Source organism: Aeromonas sp. TS_SC_11, from assembly GCF_057318915.1.
In genome coordinates this window covers 3,777,808-3,795,946 of sequence record NZ_CM170470.1, presented here as the reverse complement: position 1 = coordinate 3,795,946, position 18,139 = coordinate 3,777,808, and the positions used below count along the sequence as shown (strand labels likewise).

Below are 18,139 nucleotides of genomic sequence, written 5' to 3'. Positions count from 1 at the left end.
TTAACGTTGACGGTCTTGAGCACGCAATTTGAGTTGCTTGGATTGGACATGCAGGCTGGCACGGACCAGCAGTTCGCGGTCATCCTCACGGATCCGGGCATAATCGAGCCCCACCTGGGTGCCATGTTCGCTCGGATCCAGCTGCTTGACCTCGGCATAGCAGTAGATGGCGGAGGCCTCTTCCCGCAGGAAGATCTTGAGTCGCACTATCTGGTGCAGGGGCGGTGGTTCGCCATGGCCCTGGTGCGGATGCAAGTAGGTAAGCTGGCCTGCGCCAAAGCGCAGGGTGTGGAAGCGATGCTCGGGGTGATCTTGCACCGACAGCACATAACCCATGATCATGTCGATCTTGCGCGACTGCTGGTTGACGATTTCCACCAGATCGTGCATCGATTCATTCTGGTTTCGCATCAGGCGACTGGTCACCATGTCGATGGAGGTAATGGAGGAGGCGATGCGAAAGGGCTCGGGCAGTTCGGCCTCCAGTGCCTCCAGCGTCGGCAGATGAAAGTCACCGGGCATGGGGATCACATTGACCGGGGTGGCATGGGTGACGCTGAAGAACTGTTCCTGCATGGAGGCTATCCCTTGTTGTCATAGACGGTTTCCCTTTATTATCCGGTATCTTATTTTGTTGGCAACGTAGAACTCCTTGAAGACTGGACTTTTTCAGCCGCTGTCGCTGGCCATTGGCCTTCGCTACGCAGGCTCACGACGCAGTAATCGCTTCGTTTCATTCATCTCCCTGTTCTCCACCTTTGGTATCGCCATCGGGGTCGCGGCCCTGATGGTGGTCATATCCGTGATGAACGGCTTCGAAGGGCAGCTCAAGGGCCGGATCCTGGGCGTGATCCCCCATGTGGTGGTGACCAACCAGACTGGCCGCATCGATGCCCATCCCGACGGTTTACCCGACCTTGCCAAGCTGCCCCATGTGATTGCCAGCGCCCCCATGCTCGATAGCGAAGGGATGTTGCAGAGCCCGGGCCAGCTCATCGGTGTCAGCGTACAGGGGATAGACCCGGCCCAGTGGCCAAAGGATGACATACTGCACGCCCAGATGCAGATGGGTCGCCTCGACAGCCTGCAGCAGGGTGAATACCACATAGTGCTGGGGCAGGGGGTCGCCAGCCGTCTCAAGGTCTCCATGGGGGATCAGGTTCGTCTGCTTCTGACCGAGGGCACCCGTTTCACGCCCTTTGGTCGGGTCCCTGCCCAGCGCCTGTTTACCGTTTCCGGCATCTTCGGGGTCGGCGCCGACGTGGATAGCCAGGTTGCTCTGGTTGCGTTGGGGGATGCCCAGCGCCTGCTGCGCCTGCCGACAGAAACCGTCGGCGGCATTCGGCTCTGGCTGGACGATCCCTTCGCCGCCGATCAGGTGATAAAGACGGCATTGCCGGATGGACTGGAATGGCAGGACTGGCGCCGAGAGCGCGGTGAGCTGTTCCAGGCGGTCGCCATGGAGAAGCGCATGATGGGGCTGATGCTGGTGCTGATCATCGCGGTCGCCACCTTCAACATCCTCTCAGCCCTGGTGATGGTGGTCACCGACAAGGAGGGAGAAGTTGCCATACTGCGCACCATGGGCATGAACGAGTCGGGTATCGTCAAGATATTCATGGTGCTCGGCGCTTCCAGCGGTGTGATCGGCGCCCTGCTTGGCGGTCTGACCGGGCTCGCACTCTCGCTCGGACTCAACCCCCTGCTCGATGCGGTGGGGCTCAACCTCTATATGACGGCGGGCGGTAGCGGCCTGCCCGTGATAGTGGAGCCAACCCAGGTCATTACCATCTTGCTGGGCGCCGTGCTGCTCAGCTTCAGTGCCACCCTCTACCCTGCGGCCCGTGCGGCCCGGGTGAAACCGGCCGAGGCGCTGCGTTATGAATAACTCATCTTCTGTTGTTACCTCCGGTGAGATTGCCGGCGTAAGTGGAGCTCCCTTTATGAATGAACCCTTGTCCAGTGAACCTCTGCTGCGTTGTCAGGCCCTGAATCATGTTTATCAAGAGGGTGAGCTGGAGACCCAGGTCCTCAAGGGGATTGATCTGAGTGTCGCCCCCGGCGAGATGCTGGCGGTGGTGGGCAGCTCGGGATCGGGCAAGACCACCTTGCTGCATCTGATGGGAGCCCTCGACAACCCGTCAAGCGGCGCCGTGCTGTTCAAGGGGCAGGATATCCACCACTGGGATAGCCGTACCCAGGCGAGATTCCGCAACCAGGAGCTGGGATTTGTCTATCAGTTTCACCACCTGCTCGCCGAGTTTACCGCGCTGGAGAACACCGCCATGCCGCTGCTTATTGCCGGTGAGTCGGTAGCCGTCGCTACCGACAAGGCGACTCGCATGCTGGGTCGGGTGGGGCTTTCCCATCGCCTCAACCACAGGCCATCCGAGCTGTCCGGTGGCGAACGCCAGCGGGTGGCCATTGCCCGCGCCTTGGTCAACGAGCCCAGCCTGGTACTGGCGGACGAGCCCACCGGAAACCTGGATCATGCCAGTGCAACCGCTGTTTACGAGCTGCTCTGTGAGCTCAATCGTGAGCTGGGCACTGCCTTTGTGGTAGTCACCCATGACCTGAGTCTGGCCGCCAAGCTCCATCGGCGGGTCACCCTGGTGAGCGGCATCATGGCGGAGGTCGCCTGATGTTCAAACCGCTGCCCCTCTTTCTGGGCCTGCGTTACAGCCGCTCCCGTCGACGCAACGGCTTCATCGCGTTTATTTCCGCCTCGTCCCTCATCGGCATCGCTCTCGGTGTGATGGCCCTCATTCTGGGTCTCTCTGCAATGAACGGGTTCGAGCGGGAGCTCAAAGACAGGGTGCTCTCAGTGGTGCCTCACGGTGAGCTGATGGGGATGGAGGCGCCATTGCCTGACTGGCCCAAGTTGCGGGATTACCTGCTGGCCCAGCCAGGAGTGGAAGCTGCCGCGCCTGTGATCACCCTCAATGGGTTGCTTGAGCATGGCAATGCCCTCAAGGGCTTGCAGGTGCGTGCCGTGTTGCCGGAGCTCGAAGCCAATCTGTCCGATGCGGGCAAGTACATGACTGGCCGTGGTCTGCGTGAACTGCAGGTGGGCGAACATGGGCTGATTCTCGGCAAGACCATCGCCGACAAGCTGGGGGTCAAGATAGGTGACTCGGTTGCCCTCTTGCTGCCGCAAGGGGGGGACGCCGCCGGCATCAAGAACCCGAAGCGGGAATCCCTCAAGGTAGTGGGCTTGCTTGAGATCGGCGGTCAGCTCGATGGCATGCTCGGCTTCATGCACCTGGCCGATGCCCAGACCATGACCGGTATGGGCAATACGGTGGAAGGGTTCAGCCTCAAGGTCAGCGATGTGCTCAAGGCACAATCCATCACGGTCGCGGCTGCCCAGAAATTTCCGCATTACGTCTACATCAGCAGCTGGATGAGCCGGCAGGGCTACCTCTATCAGGACATACAGATGGTGCGTACCGTCATGTATGTGGTGATGCTGATGGTGGTGGCGGTGGCCTGCTTCAACATCGTCTCCACCCTGGTGATGGCGGTGAACGAGAAGCGCAGCGAGATTGCCATCTTGAAGACCATGGGGGCGAGCCCCGGTCAGATCCGGCTTACCTTTGTCATTCAGGGCATGGTGAACGGGGTGCTCGGCGCCTTGCTCGGGGCCCTGCTCGGCGGCCTGCTCTCCAGCAAGCTGACCCAGATCCTGAGCTTTATCGAAGGGGTGATAGGCCATCGCTTCCTCAACCCCGACATCTACTTCATCGACTTCCTGCCGACCGAATTGCACATGCAGGATCTGGCTATCGTGACTGGCGCAGCCATACTGATGAGCCTGCTGGCGACGCTTTACCCCGCCTGGCGGGCGAGCGGTCTGGTGCCATCGCGGGAGTTGGGGCACTGATGCGCGGTATCTGATCTGCCGATAAATAACGAAGGGCCCGCCGGTGCAAACCGGCGGGCCCTTCTGTTTTCAGGTGGTTTGGGCTGCTAGTGTGCGTTCAGCTCATCGAGCGGCAGGGAGAAGCTTGCCACGAAGACATCGATGAAGTAATGCATCTGCGGGCTCATGCGCGCTTCCAGCATGGCTTCGAGGCGTTTCCTGGCCGGTTCGAACTCCCGGTTGCCGGCGTTTATCTCCTCCAGACACTTGGTGTAGGCGCAGAGGGTATCGGCGTCTTTCACCAGACGAACCAGCCCGGCGTCCTGGGCTCCCGAGTCCAGCAGAGGGCGAAAATCCTCCACCAGTTCGGCCGGTAGCATCCCCAGCAGGCGCTGCTCGGCGGCCAGCTCTATCTTCTTGTACTCCCTCGCAATTTCGGGATTGAAATACTTGACCGGTGTGGGCAGATCGCCGGTCAGCACCTCGCTGCTGTCGTGGTAGAGCGCCATCACGGCGGCGCGATCCGCATCGACTTGGCCACCAAAAAGACGATTCTGGATAAGCCCCAGGGCGTGGGCCACCATGGCCACCTGCAGACTGTGCTCGGCGATGTTTTCAGGTTGTATGTTGCGCATCAGCGGCCAGCGGTAAATGAGTTTCATGCGGGCGAGATTGGCAAAAAAATGGCTGGGAAGCATGGAGGGCCTCGGGCAGTGGCAATGAAAAAGGGCAGACCCTAGTCTGCCCTTTTTTTGCTGCGCAGGCAGCTTGCCCGTGCAATTTTGCGTGGTGCTCAGCGAATGTAGCGACCGGATTCGGCTTCGTGGTTGGTCACCACCATCTGACCGATGGGGGCCAGGGCAATCAAGGCCAGCTTGAGGTGCTGGATGCCAAACGGAATGCCTATGATGGTCACGAAGCAGGCTAGCGCGGAGGCAATGTGACCGATTGCCAGCCAGATCCCGATCACCAGGAACCAGAGTATGTTGCCAATCAGCCCCAGAGTACCGGTGCCGATGTCGCTTTGCCCAGTCATGCTCTTGCGGCTCACCGCCTGCTTGCCAAACGGGAAGAAGGTAAAGGTGCCGATGACGAAGCAGGCGCGACCCCAGGGGATCCCGATCAGCGAGACAAAGCAGAGCAGCCCGGCCAGCCACCAGGCCAGCCCCATGAAGACGCCCCCCAGTACAAACCAGAGCAGGTTAAACAAGAAGCGGAAAAAGGCCATGTTGGTCACTCCAGACTCATAAATTTGGCTGTCACCATAGCGAGCAGCGGCCATAGACGCAATGGTTGATGTGACAGGGTGGACAATTTGGGTCGCAACCCCTGAACAGGCTGCCTTTTTGGCAGAAAATGAGGTGAAAAAGTAGGCCTTTGCGCGAAAAAAGGTGAGCAAGTGCAAATTCTTGCGTGTTGTGCGCTTGAAGTTTGCTCGGGAGTTCCCCATATAAGGGTCAGTTTTGCGCGAATTGTGCTATCGCCACCCCCGTTGGGGGATGTGTGGCTCGACTCGACCAAAGTGCGCCGCTATAATGTCGCGTCATATTTTCTCATCACAAAGACAGTCGTTGTCTTTATAAACAGGAAGACTCCGGGCTTTGCCCAGGGGCAATAAGGGTCAGCACACAGTGCTGAGTTGAACGAGGTAAAAGAATGCAAGTTTCTGTAGAGACAACCCAGGGTCTGGAACGCCGTCTTACCATCACTGTACCGGCTGCTACCGTTGACGCTGCCGTGCGTAAAGAATTGAACGGTCTGGCCAAAACCCGTCGTATCGACGGTTTCCGTCCTGGCAAGGCCCCGGTTGCCATCATCAAGAAGATGTTCGGCGCCATGGCTCACGCTCGTGTTGCTGATGAAATGATGCAGAACAACTTCATCAAGGCCATCATCGAAAACAAACTGAGCCCGGCCGGTGCCCCGACCATGGATCCGAAAGAGATCCAGGAAGGTCAGGATTTCGAATTCACCGCGACCTTTGAAGTTTATCCCGAGTTTGAAGTGGCTGGCCTGGAGACCATCAAGGTCGAGAAGCCGGTTGCGACCGTCAAGGATGAAGATCTGGCCAACATGATCGACACCCTGCGCAAGCAGCACGCCACCTGGGCTGATGTCGATGCCGCCGCTGCCGATGGCATGCGTGTGACCATGGACTTCATCGGTTCCATCGACGGTGAAGAGTTCGACGGCGGCAAAGCCGAAGGCTTCAACCTGGTACTGGGTGCCGGTCGCATGATCCCTGGCTTCGAAGACGCCATCATGGGCAAGAAAGCGGGCGACGAGTTCACTATCGAAGTGACTTTCCCGGCTGACTACCACGCTGAAAACCTGAAAGGCAAAGCGGCCAAGTTCGCCTCCAAGTTGATCAAGGTTGAAGAGCAGATCCTGCCTGAGCTGACTGAAGAGTTCGTCAAGCGTTTCGGTATCGAGAGCGGCAACGTTGAAGAGCTGAAAGCCGAAGTGCGCAAGAACATGGAGCGCGAACTGGCTCAAGCCCTGAAAAACAGCGTGAAAGAGCAGGTTCTGAACGGTCTGGTTGAAGCCAACCAGATCGATCTGCCGAAGGCTGCTGTTGCTCAGGAGATCGATACTCTGCGTCAACAGGCTCTGCAGCGCTTTGGCGGTTTCCAGGGCGGCAACGCACCTGAGCTGCCGGCTGAACTGTTCCAGGCTCAGGCCGAGCGTCGCGTCCGTGTAGGTCTGCTGCTGGGCGACGTGATCCGTACCAACGAGATCAAGGCTGACGATGCCCGCGTGACCAGCATCATCGAGTCCATGGCCACTGCCTACGAAGATCCGAAGGAAGTGATCGAGTACTACCAGAAGAATGAGCAAATGCTGAATGGCGTGCGCAATCTGGCGGTTGAAGATCAAGCCATCGACCTGATCCTGTCCAAAGCGCAAGTGACCGAGAAAGAAGTTGCCTTTGACGAAGTGATCAACAAGTCCGGTGCCGCTGCCTAAGAACATTTGACTTAAGGTCAAGACTGTTAAGTATAATGGCTCGTGTGATCTCCACTCGGGCCATTTTATTTTAGGGACAATGCCTTATGTACAAGAACTATAACGATGTGACTGAATCCCCACGCAATGCGCTCATCCCCATGGTGGTAGAGCAGACTGCAAAAGGGGAGCGTTCCTACGACATTTATTCTCGTCTGTTGAAGGAGCGGGTGATCTTCCTGACTGGTCAGGTTGAAGATCATATGGCAAATCTGGTTGTAGCCCAGCTGCTGTTTCTGGAGTCCGAGAATCCGGATCAGGACATCAGCATCTACATCAACTCTCCGGGTGGTGCCGTCACGGCCGGCATGTCCATTTATGACACCATGCAGTTCATCAAGCCGGATGTGAGTACCGTCTGTATGGGGCAAGCCTGCTCCATGGGTGCCTTCCTGCTGGCCGGTGGTGCCAAGGGCAAGCGTTTCTGCCTGCCCAGTGCCCGCGTGATGATCCATCAGCCGTTGGGCGGTTTCCAGGGACAGGCATCTGACATCCAGATCCATGCCCAGGAGATCCTGAAAATCAAGAATACCCTGAACGAGCGTCTGGCCTTCCATACCGGTCAGGAGATGGCCACCATAGAGCGTGATACCGACCGTGACAACTTCATGTCGGCCGATCAAGCCGTGGCTTATGGCCTGGTTGACGGTATCCTGAGCCAGCGCGGCTGAGCTCCGGTATCGTCCTGGACATTGCCTGAGTGACTGTGTCCTGAACTAGCGTGCTTGAGCAGGGTGTCGCGGACTGTTGTAAACTCAACGGGACGACCCATCCTCTATTGATAAAACGAGGTTGCTGAATGACAGAAAAACGCAAGGGTGAGGGTGATAAGCTGCTCTACTGCTCTTTTTGCGGCAAAAGCCAGCATGAAGTGCGCAAGCTGATCGCTGGCCCTTCCGTCTACATATGTGATGAGTGTGTCGAGCTGTGTAACGACATCATCCGCGAGGAGATCCGCGAGATCTCTCCCAAGCGCGATGGTAGCGAGCTGCCGACCCCTCATGAAATCCGTGCTCACCTGGATGACTATGTGATCGGGCAGGAATATGCCAAGAAGGTGTTGGCCGTGGCCGTTTACAACCACTACAAGCGTCTGCGTAACAGCAGCGAAGCCGGTGGTGTGGAGCTGGGCAAGTCCAACATTCTGTTGATTGGCCCGACCGGTAGCGGCAAGACGCTGCTGGCCGAAACACTTGCTCGTCTGCTGGATGTGCCGTTCACCATGGCCGACGCCACCACACTGACCGAAGCCGGTTATGTGGGCGAAGACGTGGAGAACATCATCCAGAAGCTGTTGCAAAAGTGTGACTACGACGTAGAGAAGGCCCAGCGCGGCATCGTCTATATCGACGAGATCGACAAGATCTCCCGCAAGTCAGACAACCCCTCCATTACCCGCGACGTGTCCGGGGAAGGGGTGCAGCAGGCCCTGCTCAAGCTGATCGAAGGCACCATTGCTTCCGTGCCGCCGCAAGGTGGTCGCAAGCACCCGCAGCAGGAGTTCTTGCAGGTCGATACCTCCAAGATCCTCTTCATCTGTGGCGGCGCCTTTGCCGGTCTGGACAAGGTGATCGAGCAACGCTCCGTCAAGGGCACCGGCATCGGTTTTGGCGCTGACGTCAAATCCAAGAATGCCAGAGCGACCTTGAGCGAGAACTTTGCCAAGGTGGAGCCGGAAGATCTGATCAAATATGGTCTGATCCCCGAGTTCATCGGCCGTTTGCCTGTGGTCGCGACCTTGACCGAGCTGGACGAGGCTGCCCTCATCCAGATCCTGAAAGAGCCGAAAAATGCGCTGACCAAGCAATATGCTGCCTTGTTCGATCTTGAAGGGGTGGAGCTGGAGTTCCGTGACGACGCCTTGAACGCCATTGCGCACAAGGCGATGGAGCGGAAAACCGGTGCCCGTGGTCTGAGATCCATCGTGGAAGCCGTGTTGCTCGATACCATGTATGACCTGCCATCCCTGGAGGGTGTCAGCAAGGTGGTGATCGACGAGACGGTGATCAAAGGGGACTCCGCGCCCTTGATGATCTACGAAAATCCCGAGACCCAGGCTGCTGTATCAGAGTAACAGTCTGATTTTTAATCAAATGAAAGGGGCTTTTTGCCCCTTTCATGCTTTTTACCGATTCGGCGATTGAATCTCATCTCTGCGCCCCCATATACTCAGCCAAGCGCTTTGCCAACGGTATAACAAGCCGAGAGGACATATATGAACCTAGAGCGTTCAGAACGCATCGAGATTCCCGTCCTGCCTCTTCGTGACGTGGTGGTTTACCCCCACATGGTCATTCCACTCTTTGTGGGGCGGGAAAAATCCATTCGCTGTCTGGAAGCGGCCATGGAGCAGGACAAAAAAGTTCTGCTGGTGGCTCAGAAGGACGCGTCAACCGATGAGCCGACGGTGGAGGAGATTTTCTCCGTCGGGACAGTGGCCAATATTCTACAGATGCTCAAGCTGCCGGATGGCACCGTCAAGGTGCTGGTGGAAGGGGGCCAGCGTGCCCGTCTTGAGCGGATAATCGATGACAAGGACTTCTTCGTCGGTGAGGCGCAGTACATCGCTTCCACCGCCATCGAGGAGAAGGACCAGGACGTGCTGGTGCGCTCCGCCATCGGTCAGTTTGAAGGCTATATCAAGCTCAACAAGAAGATCCCGCCCGAGGTATTGACCTCGATTTCGGCGATCGATGATGCTGCTCGCCTGGCCGATACCATGGCCGCGCACATGCCGCTCAAGCTCGAAGACAAGCAGAAGGTGCTGGAAATCGCCTCTGTGTCCGAGCGCATCGAGTTTCTGATGGCCATGATGGAGTCGGAGATTGACCTGCTGCAGGTCGAGAAACGCATCCGTACCCGGGTCAAGAAGCAGATGGAGAAGAGCCAGCGGGAGTACTACCTCAACGAGCAGATGAAGGCCATCCAGAAAGAGCTGGGTGAGCTGGAAGACAGCCCGGATGAATTTGAAGCCCTCAATCGCAAGATTGAAGAGGCGGGCATGCCGGAAGATGCCCGTGAAAAGGCCCATGCCGAGCTCGCCAAGCTGAAGATGATGTCTCCCATGTCTGCCGAAGCCACAGTCGTGCGCAGCTATGTGGACTGGATGGTGCAGGTGCCTTGGAAGGCGCGCTCCAAGGTCAAGAAAGACCTTGGCAAGGCGCAGGAGGTGCTGGATTCGGATCATTTTGGTCTGGAGAAGGTCAAGGAGCGCATCCTCGAGTATCTGGCGGTACAGGCGCGGGTGAACAAGCTTAAAGGTCCGATCCTCTGTCTGGTTGGTCCTCCCGGTGTGGGCAAGACCTCGCTGGGTCAGTCCATCGCCAAGGCAACCGGTCGCAAGTATGTGCGCATGGCCCTGGGTGGGGTGCGTGACGAAGCGGAAATCCGCGGTCACCGTCGAACCTATATCGGTTCCATGCCCGGCAAGCTCATCCAGAAGATGGCGAAGGTGGGGGTGAAAAACCCGCTGTTCCTGCTCGATGAAATCGACAAGATGAGCTCGGACATGCGTGGCGATCCCGCTTCTGCCTTGCTGGAAGTGCTGGATCCGGAGCAGAACAACAGCTTCAACGATCACTATCTGGAAGTGGATTATGACCTGTCGGACGTCATGTTCGTGGCCACCTCCAACTCCATGAACATCCCGGGTCCGCTGCTGGACCGGATGGAAGTGATCCGCCTCTCCGGTTATACCGAAGATGAGAAGCTCAATATTGCCAAGCAGCATCTGGTCTCCAAGCAGATCCAGCGCAACGGCCTGAAAGAGTCCGAGATCACCATCGAAGATTCTGCCCTGGTCGGTGTGATCCGCTACTACACCCGCGAGGCGGGGGTGCGGAATCTGGAGCGGGAGATCTCCAAGATTTGTCGCAAGGCGGTCAAGCGCATCCTGCTGGACAAGAGCATCAAGCATGTTCAGGTCAATCAGGCCAACCTCAAGGAGTTCCTCGGGGTGCAGCGTTTCGACTACGGCAAGGCCACCGACCAGAACCAGGTTGGTCAGGTCTGTGGTTTGGCGTGGACCGAAGTGGGCGGCGATCTGCTCACCATCGAAACCACCAACATGCCGGGCAAGGGCAAGCTCACCTACACCGGTTCACTCGGTGATGTGATGCAGGAGTCCATCCAGGCTGCCATGACGGTAGTACGGGCCCGTGCCGACAAGCTGCGCATCAATGCCGACTTCTACGAGAAGCGTGATATCCATGTGCACGTGCCGGAAGGGGCGACCCCGAAAGACGGTCCGAGTGCCGGTATCGCCATGTGTACCGCCCTGGTCTCCAGCTTGACCGGTAATCCGGTTCGTGCTGATGTGGCCATGACGGGGGAAATCACCTTGCGCGGCGAAGTGCTGCCCATCGGCGGTCTCAAAGAGAAGCTGCTGGCGGCTCATCGTGGTGGCATCAAGCGTGTACTTATCCCGAAAGAAAACGAACGAGACCTCGAAGAGATCCCGGACAACGTCAAACAAGACCTTGAAATCTATCCGGTTCGCTGGATTGATGAAGTGCTGGAACTGGCGTTGCAGGACAATCCGCAAGGGTTTGAGCGCGTTTCTGTCGTGTAAATGTTGATGCGCCGCAAATTTGGCGCATTCGGGGGGTGGTTAAGGCTTGCATGCGCCGGGTAACGGAAGTAGCCTTGACCACCGATCGGGTACTCATGATGAGTCGCAATGCGTGATGTGGCGCGGGTTTGCGCTAGATTGTCACTTGCAACTGATCAGGAGGCTTGCTATAAAACCTCCACTTGTTGTGGCCAGGGAAATCAGCGCCGCAGCGATGTTCGATAAAAGGGGAATATAAGAGTGAATAAATCTCAACTGATTGACAAGATTGCAGACGGTGCTGATATCTCCAAAGCCGCTGCTGGCCGTGCGCTGGACGCTTTCATTGATGCCGTGGGTGAAGCCCTGAAAGAGGGTGACCAGGTTGCTCTGGTGGGTTTCGGTACTTTCGCCGTGCGCGAGCGTGCTGCCCGTTCTGGTCGTAACCCGCAAACTGGCGCGACCATCGAAATCGCAGCTGGTAAAGTTCCTGCTTTCAAAGCCGGCAAGGCCCTGAAAGACGCTGTCAACTAAGCCGGGCGCTGATATTACATCGGCCACCGTCCTTGGTCACAGACCAGACAAGTGAGAGGGCTCTCCCTCATACTGATTGACCAAGGCGCATCGCAATCGGTGCGCCTTTTCATTATTTACGCCCATCGAGTTCGGGAGCATAAGTACAAACATGATGTTGGATAAACTACGCGAAGGGGCGCAGGGCAAGGTAGCCAAGGTTATCTTGGGCCTGATCATCCTCTCCTTTGCCTTGGCCGGTGTAGGCAGTTACCTCAATGGCCCGGCACGTACCGCCCCCGCTACCGTCAACGGCAATGACATCAGCTCCGCTGCGCTGGAAAATGCCTATCGCAACGAGCGGGCCCGCATGGAATCCCAAATGGGGGAATCTTTCAGCCAGTTGGCCGCCAACCCTGACTACATGAAGCAGTTCCGCCGTGGTGTGCTGGACAGGCTGATCGATCAGGCCCTGTTCGACAGCAAGGCCCGTGAACTTGGTCTGCGGGTCAGTGACGAGCAGATCAAACAGGCCATCATCGCCATGCCGGAGTTTGCCGAAGATGGCAAATTCAACAATGACCGCTACCTGCAGCTCATTCGTCGTGCCGGCATGACACCGGAGATGTTCCGTGACTCACTGCGCCAGGACATGGTGCGTCAGCAGCTGATGGGCGCCCTGCTCGGCACCGAGTTCGCGCTCAAGGGTGAAGCGGAGCAACTCGACAAGCTCTACAACCAGACCCGTGATCTGCGTCTGGTGCGTCTTGCTGCCGCCGCTTATCTGGGCGATGTCCAGGTTTCCGATCAGGAAGTGGAGCAGTACTACAAGACTAACAGCGCGCGTTTCATGAACGACGAGAAGGTGAAGGTCGACTATCTGCTGCTGGATGCGGCCAACCTCGGCAAAGATATCAAGGTCACCGAGCAGGATGCCAAGGATTACTACGATCAGCACCAGGACCTGTTCCAGCGTGCCGAGCGTCGTCATGTAGCGCATATCCTTATCCCGTTTGGCAAGGATGAGAAGGCGGCCGAGAAGCTGGCCGGCGAACTCCTGACCAAGGCCAAGGGCGGCGATGATTTTGCCGCGCTGGCCAAGGCCAACTCCTCCGATACTTTCTCTGCCAAGAAGGGCGGCGAGCTGGACTGGTTCGAGAAAGGGGTGATGGATCCGGCCTTCGAGCAGGCCGCCTTTGCCCTGAACAAGGCAGGGGATCTCTCCAACCTGGTGAAGAGCCCGTTCGGTTTCCACGTCATCAAGTTGCTGGGTGTTGAAGCGGCTCAGACCAAGCCGTTTGTGGATGTCATGGGTGAAACCATCCGACGTCTGCAGGCTGACAAGGCCAAGGAGCTGTTCTTTGCCGAGCAGCAGAAAATGGCTGACAGCAGCTTCGAGAACCCGGACTCGCTGGATCTGACCGCCGATACCATGGGCCTCAAGGTGCAGTCCGTGGACTTCTTCAGTCAGGCGGATGCACCGGCACCCCTCAATGATCCCAAGGTGCTCTCGGTGGCGTTCTCCGAACAGCTGCGCGATGACAACACCAACTCGGATGTGATCGAACTGGCTGATGGCAAGGCGCTGGTCCTGCACATCACAGGTTATCAACCGAAAGCGGCCAAACCGCTGGCGGAGATCAAGGAGCAGGTGATCGCGGCCATCAAGCATGACAAGGCCAGTGAAGTGGCTCGTGGCAAGGCGCAGGGCCTGCTGGACAAGCTGAAGGCCGGTGAGAACATCCAGGCCGATCTGACTGCGCTGGGCTTGAAGATGGAGACCCACAAAGGGGTTGCCCGCTTCGCTCAGGACATGGATCAGAACCTGGTTGCCCAGGTGTTCCGTATGCCTCATCCGAAGGATGGCAAGCCTAGTGTCGAGCTGGTTGCCGAAGCCAATGGTGATCGTGTGGTGGTCGCACTGGACAAGGTGGTGGTAGCCAAGGAGCCGTCCCAGATGGTCAGCCTGCTGCAAGGCCAGCTTGGCCAGGGCAAGGCCCAGGTGAGCTACAAGTCCCTGATCGACGAGCTACGCAAAGCCGCCAAGATCGAGTACTTCACCGATGTGGAAGCCACAGTCGAATAAATCCGACCGGTTGCAACCCATTGAAAACGGCCCCGTCATGGGGCCGTTTTTTTATCTGTGAAGTGGGGTTGAGGTCGCTATGCTGGCTGCGTGACCTGCGTGACCTGCGTGACCTGCGTGACCTGCGTGACCTGCGTGACCTGCGTGACCTGCGTGACCTGCGTGACCTGCGTGACCTGCGTGACCTGCGTGATACGTTATGCGCAGCGTAGAAATGCGGATATGTGTTGGTTGCCGGCAGGGGACGGATCAGAGCGCGGCGGCCATAAAAAAACCGGCAATCACTTGCCGGTTTTTTCTATTCAAGCGCCCTGGCGGGCGAGGGGTTACACCACGCCCTGAGTGCGGAGGTACTCCTCGTAGGTGCCGCCGAAGTCACGGATGCCGTTCTCGCTCAGTTCCAGGATGCGGGTCGCCAATGAGGAGACGAACTCGCGGTCGTGGGAGACGAAGATCAGGGTGCCCTGATACATTTCCAGCGCCATGTTCAAGGATTCGATAGATTCCATGTCCAGGTGGTTGGTCGGTTCATCCATGATGAGGATGTTGGGGCGTTGCATCATCAGCTTGCCGAACAGCATGCGGCCCTGTTCACCACCGGAGAGCACCTTGACCGGCTTCTTGATGTCATCCTGGGTGAACAACAGACGACCGAGAATGGATCGTACCGCCTGCTCATCTTCATTCTCCTGTTTCCACTGTGCCATCCAGTCGAACACATTGAGGTCGGTGTCGAAGTCTTCAGCATGATCCTGAGCGTAGTAACCGATCTGGGCGTTCTCGGACCATTTGATGGTGCCGGTGTCCGGGGTCAGATCGCCAACGAGGGTCTTGATCAGGGTGGATTTACCGATGCCGTTGGTACCCAGAATGGCGACCTTCTCGCCCACTTCCAGCATCATGCTGAGGCCCTTGAACAGGGGCGCATCGCCATAGCCTTTGGCAACGTTTTCCATTTCCAGGATGTTGCGGTAGAGCTTCTTCTCCTGCTCGAAGCGGATGAAGGGGTTCTGACGGCTGGACACCTTCACTTCCTCAATCTTGATCTTGTCGATCTGCTTGAGGCGAGAGGTGGCCTGGCTGGATTTGGAGGCGTTGGCGCTGAAACGGGAGACGAAGGATTGCAGATCGGCGATCTGGGCCTTCTTCTTGGCGTTGTCGGAGAGCAGACGCTCGCGGGCCTGGGTGGCGGCCGTCATGTACTCGTCGTAGTTGCCCGGGTAGACGCGCAGCTCGCCGTAGTCCAGATCCGCCATGTGGGTGCAGACGGAGTTCAGGAAGTGACGATCGTGAGAGATGATGATCATGGTGCTTTCACGTTCGTTCAGCACCTGCTCCAGCCAGCGGATGGTATTGATATCCAGGTTGTTGGTCGGTTCGTCCAGCAACAGGATGTCGGGGTTGGAGAAGAGGGCCTGGGCCAGCAGCACCCGCAGTTTCCAGCCTGGAGCCACTTCGCTCATGGGACCGTTGTGCTGTTCGATGGGGATACCTGCACCCAGCAGCAGTTCGCCTGCACGGGATTCAGCGGTATAGCCATCGTACTCGGCAACCATGCCTTCCAGCTCGGCGGCCTTCATGTAGTCGTCGTCGGTGGCGTCCAGGTTGGCGTAGATGGCATCGCGTTCGGCGATGGCGGCCCACAACTCGCCGTGACCCATCATGACCACGTCCAGCACGCGCATCTCTTCGTAGGCGAACTGGTCTTGGCGCAGCTTACCGATACGCTCGTTGACGTCCAGGCTCACATTACCGCCGCTCGGCTCAAGGTCGCCGCCGAGGATCTTCATAAAGGTGGACTTGCCACAGCCGTTGGCGCCAATGAGGCCATAGCGGTTGCCGCCGCCAAACTTGACGTTGATGTTCTCAAACAGCGGCTTGGCGCCGAATTGCATGGTGATGTTATTGCTGCTTAACAAAGTAAGTGTCCCGGTTGGTCTGTCAAATGGCGCGCATTATGGCACAGATCCCCCGAAAGTTTTAGCAAGAACTGTGATCTGGCCCCATTGCGGGCAGGGCACAGAGCAGGTGGCAAGCCCTCTGAACGTTTTGATGAAGTCAGCGACCGGTTCTCATGGCATCGGGGGAATCGTCCGTGAGCGTCGGCCATGAAAAAGCCGGCACAGGGCCGGCTTGCAACAAGGTAAGTTGTGGTTAGTGGGCTGTCGCGCCGGAGGCACCGAGCCCGGTTTGTGAACGGATGAACTGGGGCAGGAACTTGGCATGTTCGTCGGCCGCATTCTCGGACTTGTCGGTGACAGAGAACAGCCAGATCCCGATGAAAGCCACTGCCATGGAGAAGAGGGCAGGGTACTCGTAGGGGAAAATAGCTTCTGCATGACCCAGTACCTTCACCCACACGGTCGGGCCCAGCACCATCAGGCTGACCGCACTGACCAGACCGAGCCAGCCACCGAAGACGGCACCGCGCGTCGTCAGACGGGACCAGAACATGGAGAGGAAGAGCACAGGGAAGTTGCAGCTCGCCGCAATGGAGAAGGCCAGTCCGACCATGAAGGCGATGTTCTGCTTCTCGAACAGGATCCCCAGACCGATGGCGACCACCCCCAGCACCACAGTGGTGTACTTGGAAACGCGCAGCTCGTCGGTTTCGTTGGCCTTGCCCTTCTTGATGACGCTGGCATAGATATCGTGGGAGACCGCAGAAGCACCTGCCAGGGTCAAGCCCGCGACCACCGCCAGTATGGTGGCGAACGCAACGGCGGAGATGAAACCGAGGAACAGGCTGCCACCGACTGCATCGGCCAGATGAATGGCTGCCATATTGGTGCCGCCCAGCAGGGCGCCGGTAGCGTCCTTGAAGTCAGGGTTGGTGCTGACCAGCAAAATGGCGCCAAAGCCGATGATGAAGGTCAGGATGTAGAAGTAGCCGATGAAGCCGGTGGCATAGAACACCGATTTACGAGCTTCCTTGGCGTCGCTCACTGTGAAGAAACGCATCAGTATGTGGGGTAGACCGGCGGTACCGAACATCAGCGCCAGACCCAGCGAGATGGCGGAGATGGGATCAGACACCAGTCCACCCGGACTCATGATGGCGATACCCTTCTCATGCACCTTGACCGCTTCGCTGAACAGGGCACCGATATCGAAGTTGACGGACTTCATCACCATGATGGCCATGAAGCTGGCACCGGAGAGCAGCATCACCGCCTTGATGATCTGCACCCAGGTGGTGGCCAGCATGCCGCCAAACAACACATAGAGCACCATCAGTATGCCGACCAGCACCACGGCCACATGGTATTGCAGGCCGAACAGCAGCTCGATGAGTTTGCCGGCACCCACCATCTGGGCGATGAGGTAGAGGGCCACCACTACCAGGGAGCCGCTGGCGGAGAGGCTGCGCACCGAGGTCTGTTTGAGGCGGTAGGAAGCCACATCAGCAAAGGTATATTTGCCGAGATTGCGCAGCCGCTCCGCGATCAGGAACAGTATGATGGGCCAGCCCACCAAAAAGCCGATGGAGTAAATGAGGCCATCGTAGCCCGAGGTGTAAACCAGAGCGGAAATACCGAGAAAAGAGGCGGCAGACATGTAGTCACCGGCGATGGCTAGACCATTTTGAAAGCCGGTGATGCGTCCGCCAGCGGCATAATAATCGGAGGCGGAGCGGTTACGCTTGGAGGCCCAATAGGTAATGAACAGGGTACCCGCCACGAAGATCACGAACATGACGATGGCAGAGATGTTGAGGGGTTGGCGATTGACGTCACCGGTCAGCGCCTCGGCCGCCAGCAAGGGGAAAGAGGCCAGCGAGGTCAGCAACAGCAGAGACTTGCCTTTCATGATTGCACTCCCTTGAGGATCTTCTGGTTCAGCTCGTCGAACTCGCCGTTGGCCCGGAATACATAGATGCCGGTCAGTATGAAGGAAGATAGGATCAGCCCCACTCCCACCGGGATACCACGGGTGATGGTGGAGCCCTCGCTCAAGGGGGTGCCAAGCCAGCCGGGGGCAAAAGCGATGAGCAGGATGAAGGCCAGGTAGAGCCCCAGCATCAGGATGGAGAGGGTCCAGGCAAAGCGCTGGCGTTTGGCCACCAACTCCTGGAAGTGGGGATCTTGCTGGATCCTCAAGTAACGTTGCTGTTCCATTGCAG

The 18,139-nt window shown here is 57.9% G+C and carries 16 protein-coding genes; 10 read left to right on the top strand and 6 right to left on the bottom strand.

Annotated features, from left to right (window positions below; translation table 11 throughout):
* Nucleotides 1–576, bottom strand: coding sequence for a PilZ domain-containing protein (locus AC1P02_RS17665; protein WP_005315356.1), 576 nt, complete (start codon nucleotides 574–576; stop codon nucleotides 1–3).
* A 76-nt stretch (nucleotides 577–652) separates the two neighbouring features.
* On the opposite strand from AC1P02_RS17665, the gene AC1P02_RS17660 reads away from it, so the two are divergent.
* From AC1P02_RS17660 to lolE, 3 genes are read left to right on the top strand one after another with little or no spacing between them, the layout of a single operon-like run.
* Nucleotides 653–1,888, top strand: coding sequence for a lipoprotein-releasing ABC transporter permease subunit (locus AC1P02_RS17660; protein WP_021140375.1), 1,236 nt, complete (start codon nucleotides 653–655; stop codon nucleotides 1,886–1,888).
* Between the two features lie 55 nt (nucleotides 1,889–1,943).
* Nucleotides 1,944–2,642 carry a lipoprotein-releasing ABC transporter ATP-binding protein LolD gene (gene lolD / locus AC1P02_RS17655; protein WP_017411862.1) on the top strand — a complete coding sequence of 233 codons (699 nt, stop codon included), beginning with the start codon at nucleotides 1,944–1,946 and terminating at the stop codon, nucleotides 2,640–2,642.
* Nucleotides 2,642–3,883: a lipoprotein-releasing ABC transporter permease subunit LolE gene (gene lolE / locus AC1P02_RS17650; RefSeq protein ID WP_021140374.1), complete on the top strand. Its 1,242-nt coding sequence runs from the start codon at nucleotides 2,642–2,644 to the stop codon at nucleotides 3,881–3,883. Before lolD ends, lolE begins: the two co-directional genes overlap by 1 nt.
* An 86-nt stretch (nucleotides 3,884–3,969) precedes the next feature.
* Here the strand turns inward: lolE and yfbR are convergent, their stop codons facing one another.
* Nucleotides 3,970–4,560, bottom strand: coding sequence for a 5'-deoxynucleotidase (gene yfbR / locus AC1P02_RS17645; RefSeq protein WP_005315363.1), 591 nt, complete (start codon nucleotides 4,558–4,560; stop codon nucleotides 3,970–3,972).
* Between the two features lie 95 nt (nucleotides 4,561–4,655).
* Nucleotides 4,656–5,090, bottom strand: a complete 435-nt coding sequence (locus tag AC1P02_RS17640) for a YccF domain-containing protein (protein ID WP_011898663.1) — start codon at nucleotides 5,088–5,090, stop codon at nucleotides 4,656–4,658.
* Nucleotides 5,091–5,518: 428 nt separating this feature from the next.
* Here AC1P02_RS17640 and tig point away from each other — a divergent pair, with 428 nt between their 5' ends.
* From tig to AC1P02_RS17605, 7 genes are all read left to right on the top strand, one after another.
* Nucleotides 5,519–6,829, top strand: coding sequence for a trigger factor (gene tig, locus AC1P02_RS17635; protein ID WP_005315366.1), 1,311 nt, complete (start codon nucleotides 5,519–5,521; stop codon nucleotides 6,827–6,829).
* Nucleotides 6,830–6,915: 86 nt separating this feature from the next.
* The gene (gene clpP / locus AC1P02_RS17630; RefSeq protein ID WP_005315368.1) at nucleotides 6,916–7,539 is read left to right on the top strand and encodes an ATP-dependent Clp endopeptidase proteolytic subunit ClpP; all 624 of its coding nucleotides are present in this window, start codon (nucleotides 6,916–6,918) and stop codon (nucleotides 7,537–7,539) included.
* Between the two features lie 128 nt (nucleotides 7,540–7,667).
* The gene (gene clpX, locus AC1P02_RS17625; protein WP_017411865.1) at nucleotides 7,668–8,942 is read left to right on the top strand and encodes an ATP-dependent protease ATP-binding subunit ClpX; all 1,275 of its coding nucleotides are present in this window, start codon (nucleotides 7,668–7,670) and stop codon (nucleotides 8,940–8,942) included.
* A 141-nt stretch (nucleotides 8,943–9,083) separates the two neighbouring features.
* Nucleotides 9,084–11,438 (top strand): endopeptidase La, encoded by a 2,355-nt coding sequence (gene lon, locus AC1P02_RS17620; protein ID WP_021140372.1) that lies wholly within the window; start codon nucleotides 9,084–9,086, stop codon nucleotides 11,436–11,438.
* A 240-nt stretch (nucleotides 11,439–11,678) separates the two neighbouring features.
* Complete coding sequence (hupB, locus tag AC1P02_RS17615) at nucleotides 11,679–11,951, top strand: nucleoid-associated protein HU-beta (RefSeq protein WP_005315375.1); 273 nt, start codon at nucleotides 11,679–11,681, stop codon at nucleotides 11,949–11,951.
* A gap of 151 nt (nucleotides 11,952–12,102) precedes the next feature.
* Nucleotides 12,103–14,016 carry a peptidylprolyl isomerase gene (gene ppiD, locus AC1P02_RS17610; protein ID WP_059168014.1) on the top strand — a complete coding sequence of 638 codons (1,914 nt, stop codon included), beginning with the start codon at nucleotides 12,103–12,105 and terminating at the stop codon, nucleotides 14,014–14,016.
* Between the two features lie 68 nt (nucleotides 14,017–14,084).
* A complete protein-coding gene (locus tag AC1P02_RS17605; protein ID WP_271788096.1) occupies nucleotides 14,085–14,228 on the top strand; it encodes a hypothetical protein in 144 nt (47 codons plus the stop codon).
* Nucleotides 14,229–14,342: 114 nt separating this feature from the next.
* Here AC1P02_RS17605 and AC1P02_RS17600 read toward each other — a convergent pair whose 3' ends face one another.
* The 3 genes from AC1P02_RS17600 to AC1P02_RS17590 form a co-directional block, all read right to left on the bottom strand.
* Nucleotides 14,343–15,935 (bottom strand): ABC-F family ATPase, encoded by a 1,593-nt coding sequence (locus AC1P02_RS17600; RefSeq protein WP_059113278.1) that lies wholly within the window; start codon nucleotides 15,933–15,935, stop codon nucleotides 14,343–14,345.
* Between the two features lie 235 nt (nucleotides 15,936–16,170).
* Nucleotides 16,171–17,826, bottom strand: a complete 1,656-nt coding sequence (locus AC1P02_RS17595) for a cation acetate symporter (RefSeq protein WP_290026168.1) — start codon at nucleotides 17,824–17,826, stop codon at nucleotides 16,171–16,173.
* Nucleotides 17,823–18,134, bottom strand: coding sequence for a DUF485 domain-containing protein (locus AC1P02_RS17590; protein WP_058394009.1), 312 nt, complete (start codon nucleotides 18,132–18,134; stop codon nucleotides 17,823–17,825). Before AC1P02_RS17590 ends, AC1P02_RS17595 begins: the two co-directional genes overlap by 4 nt.
* Nucleotides 18,135–18,139: the final 5 nt, after the last annotated feature.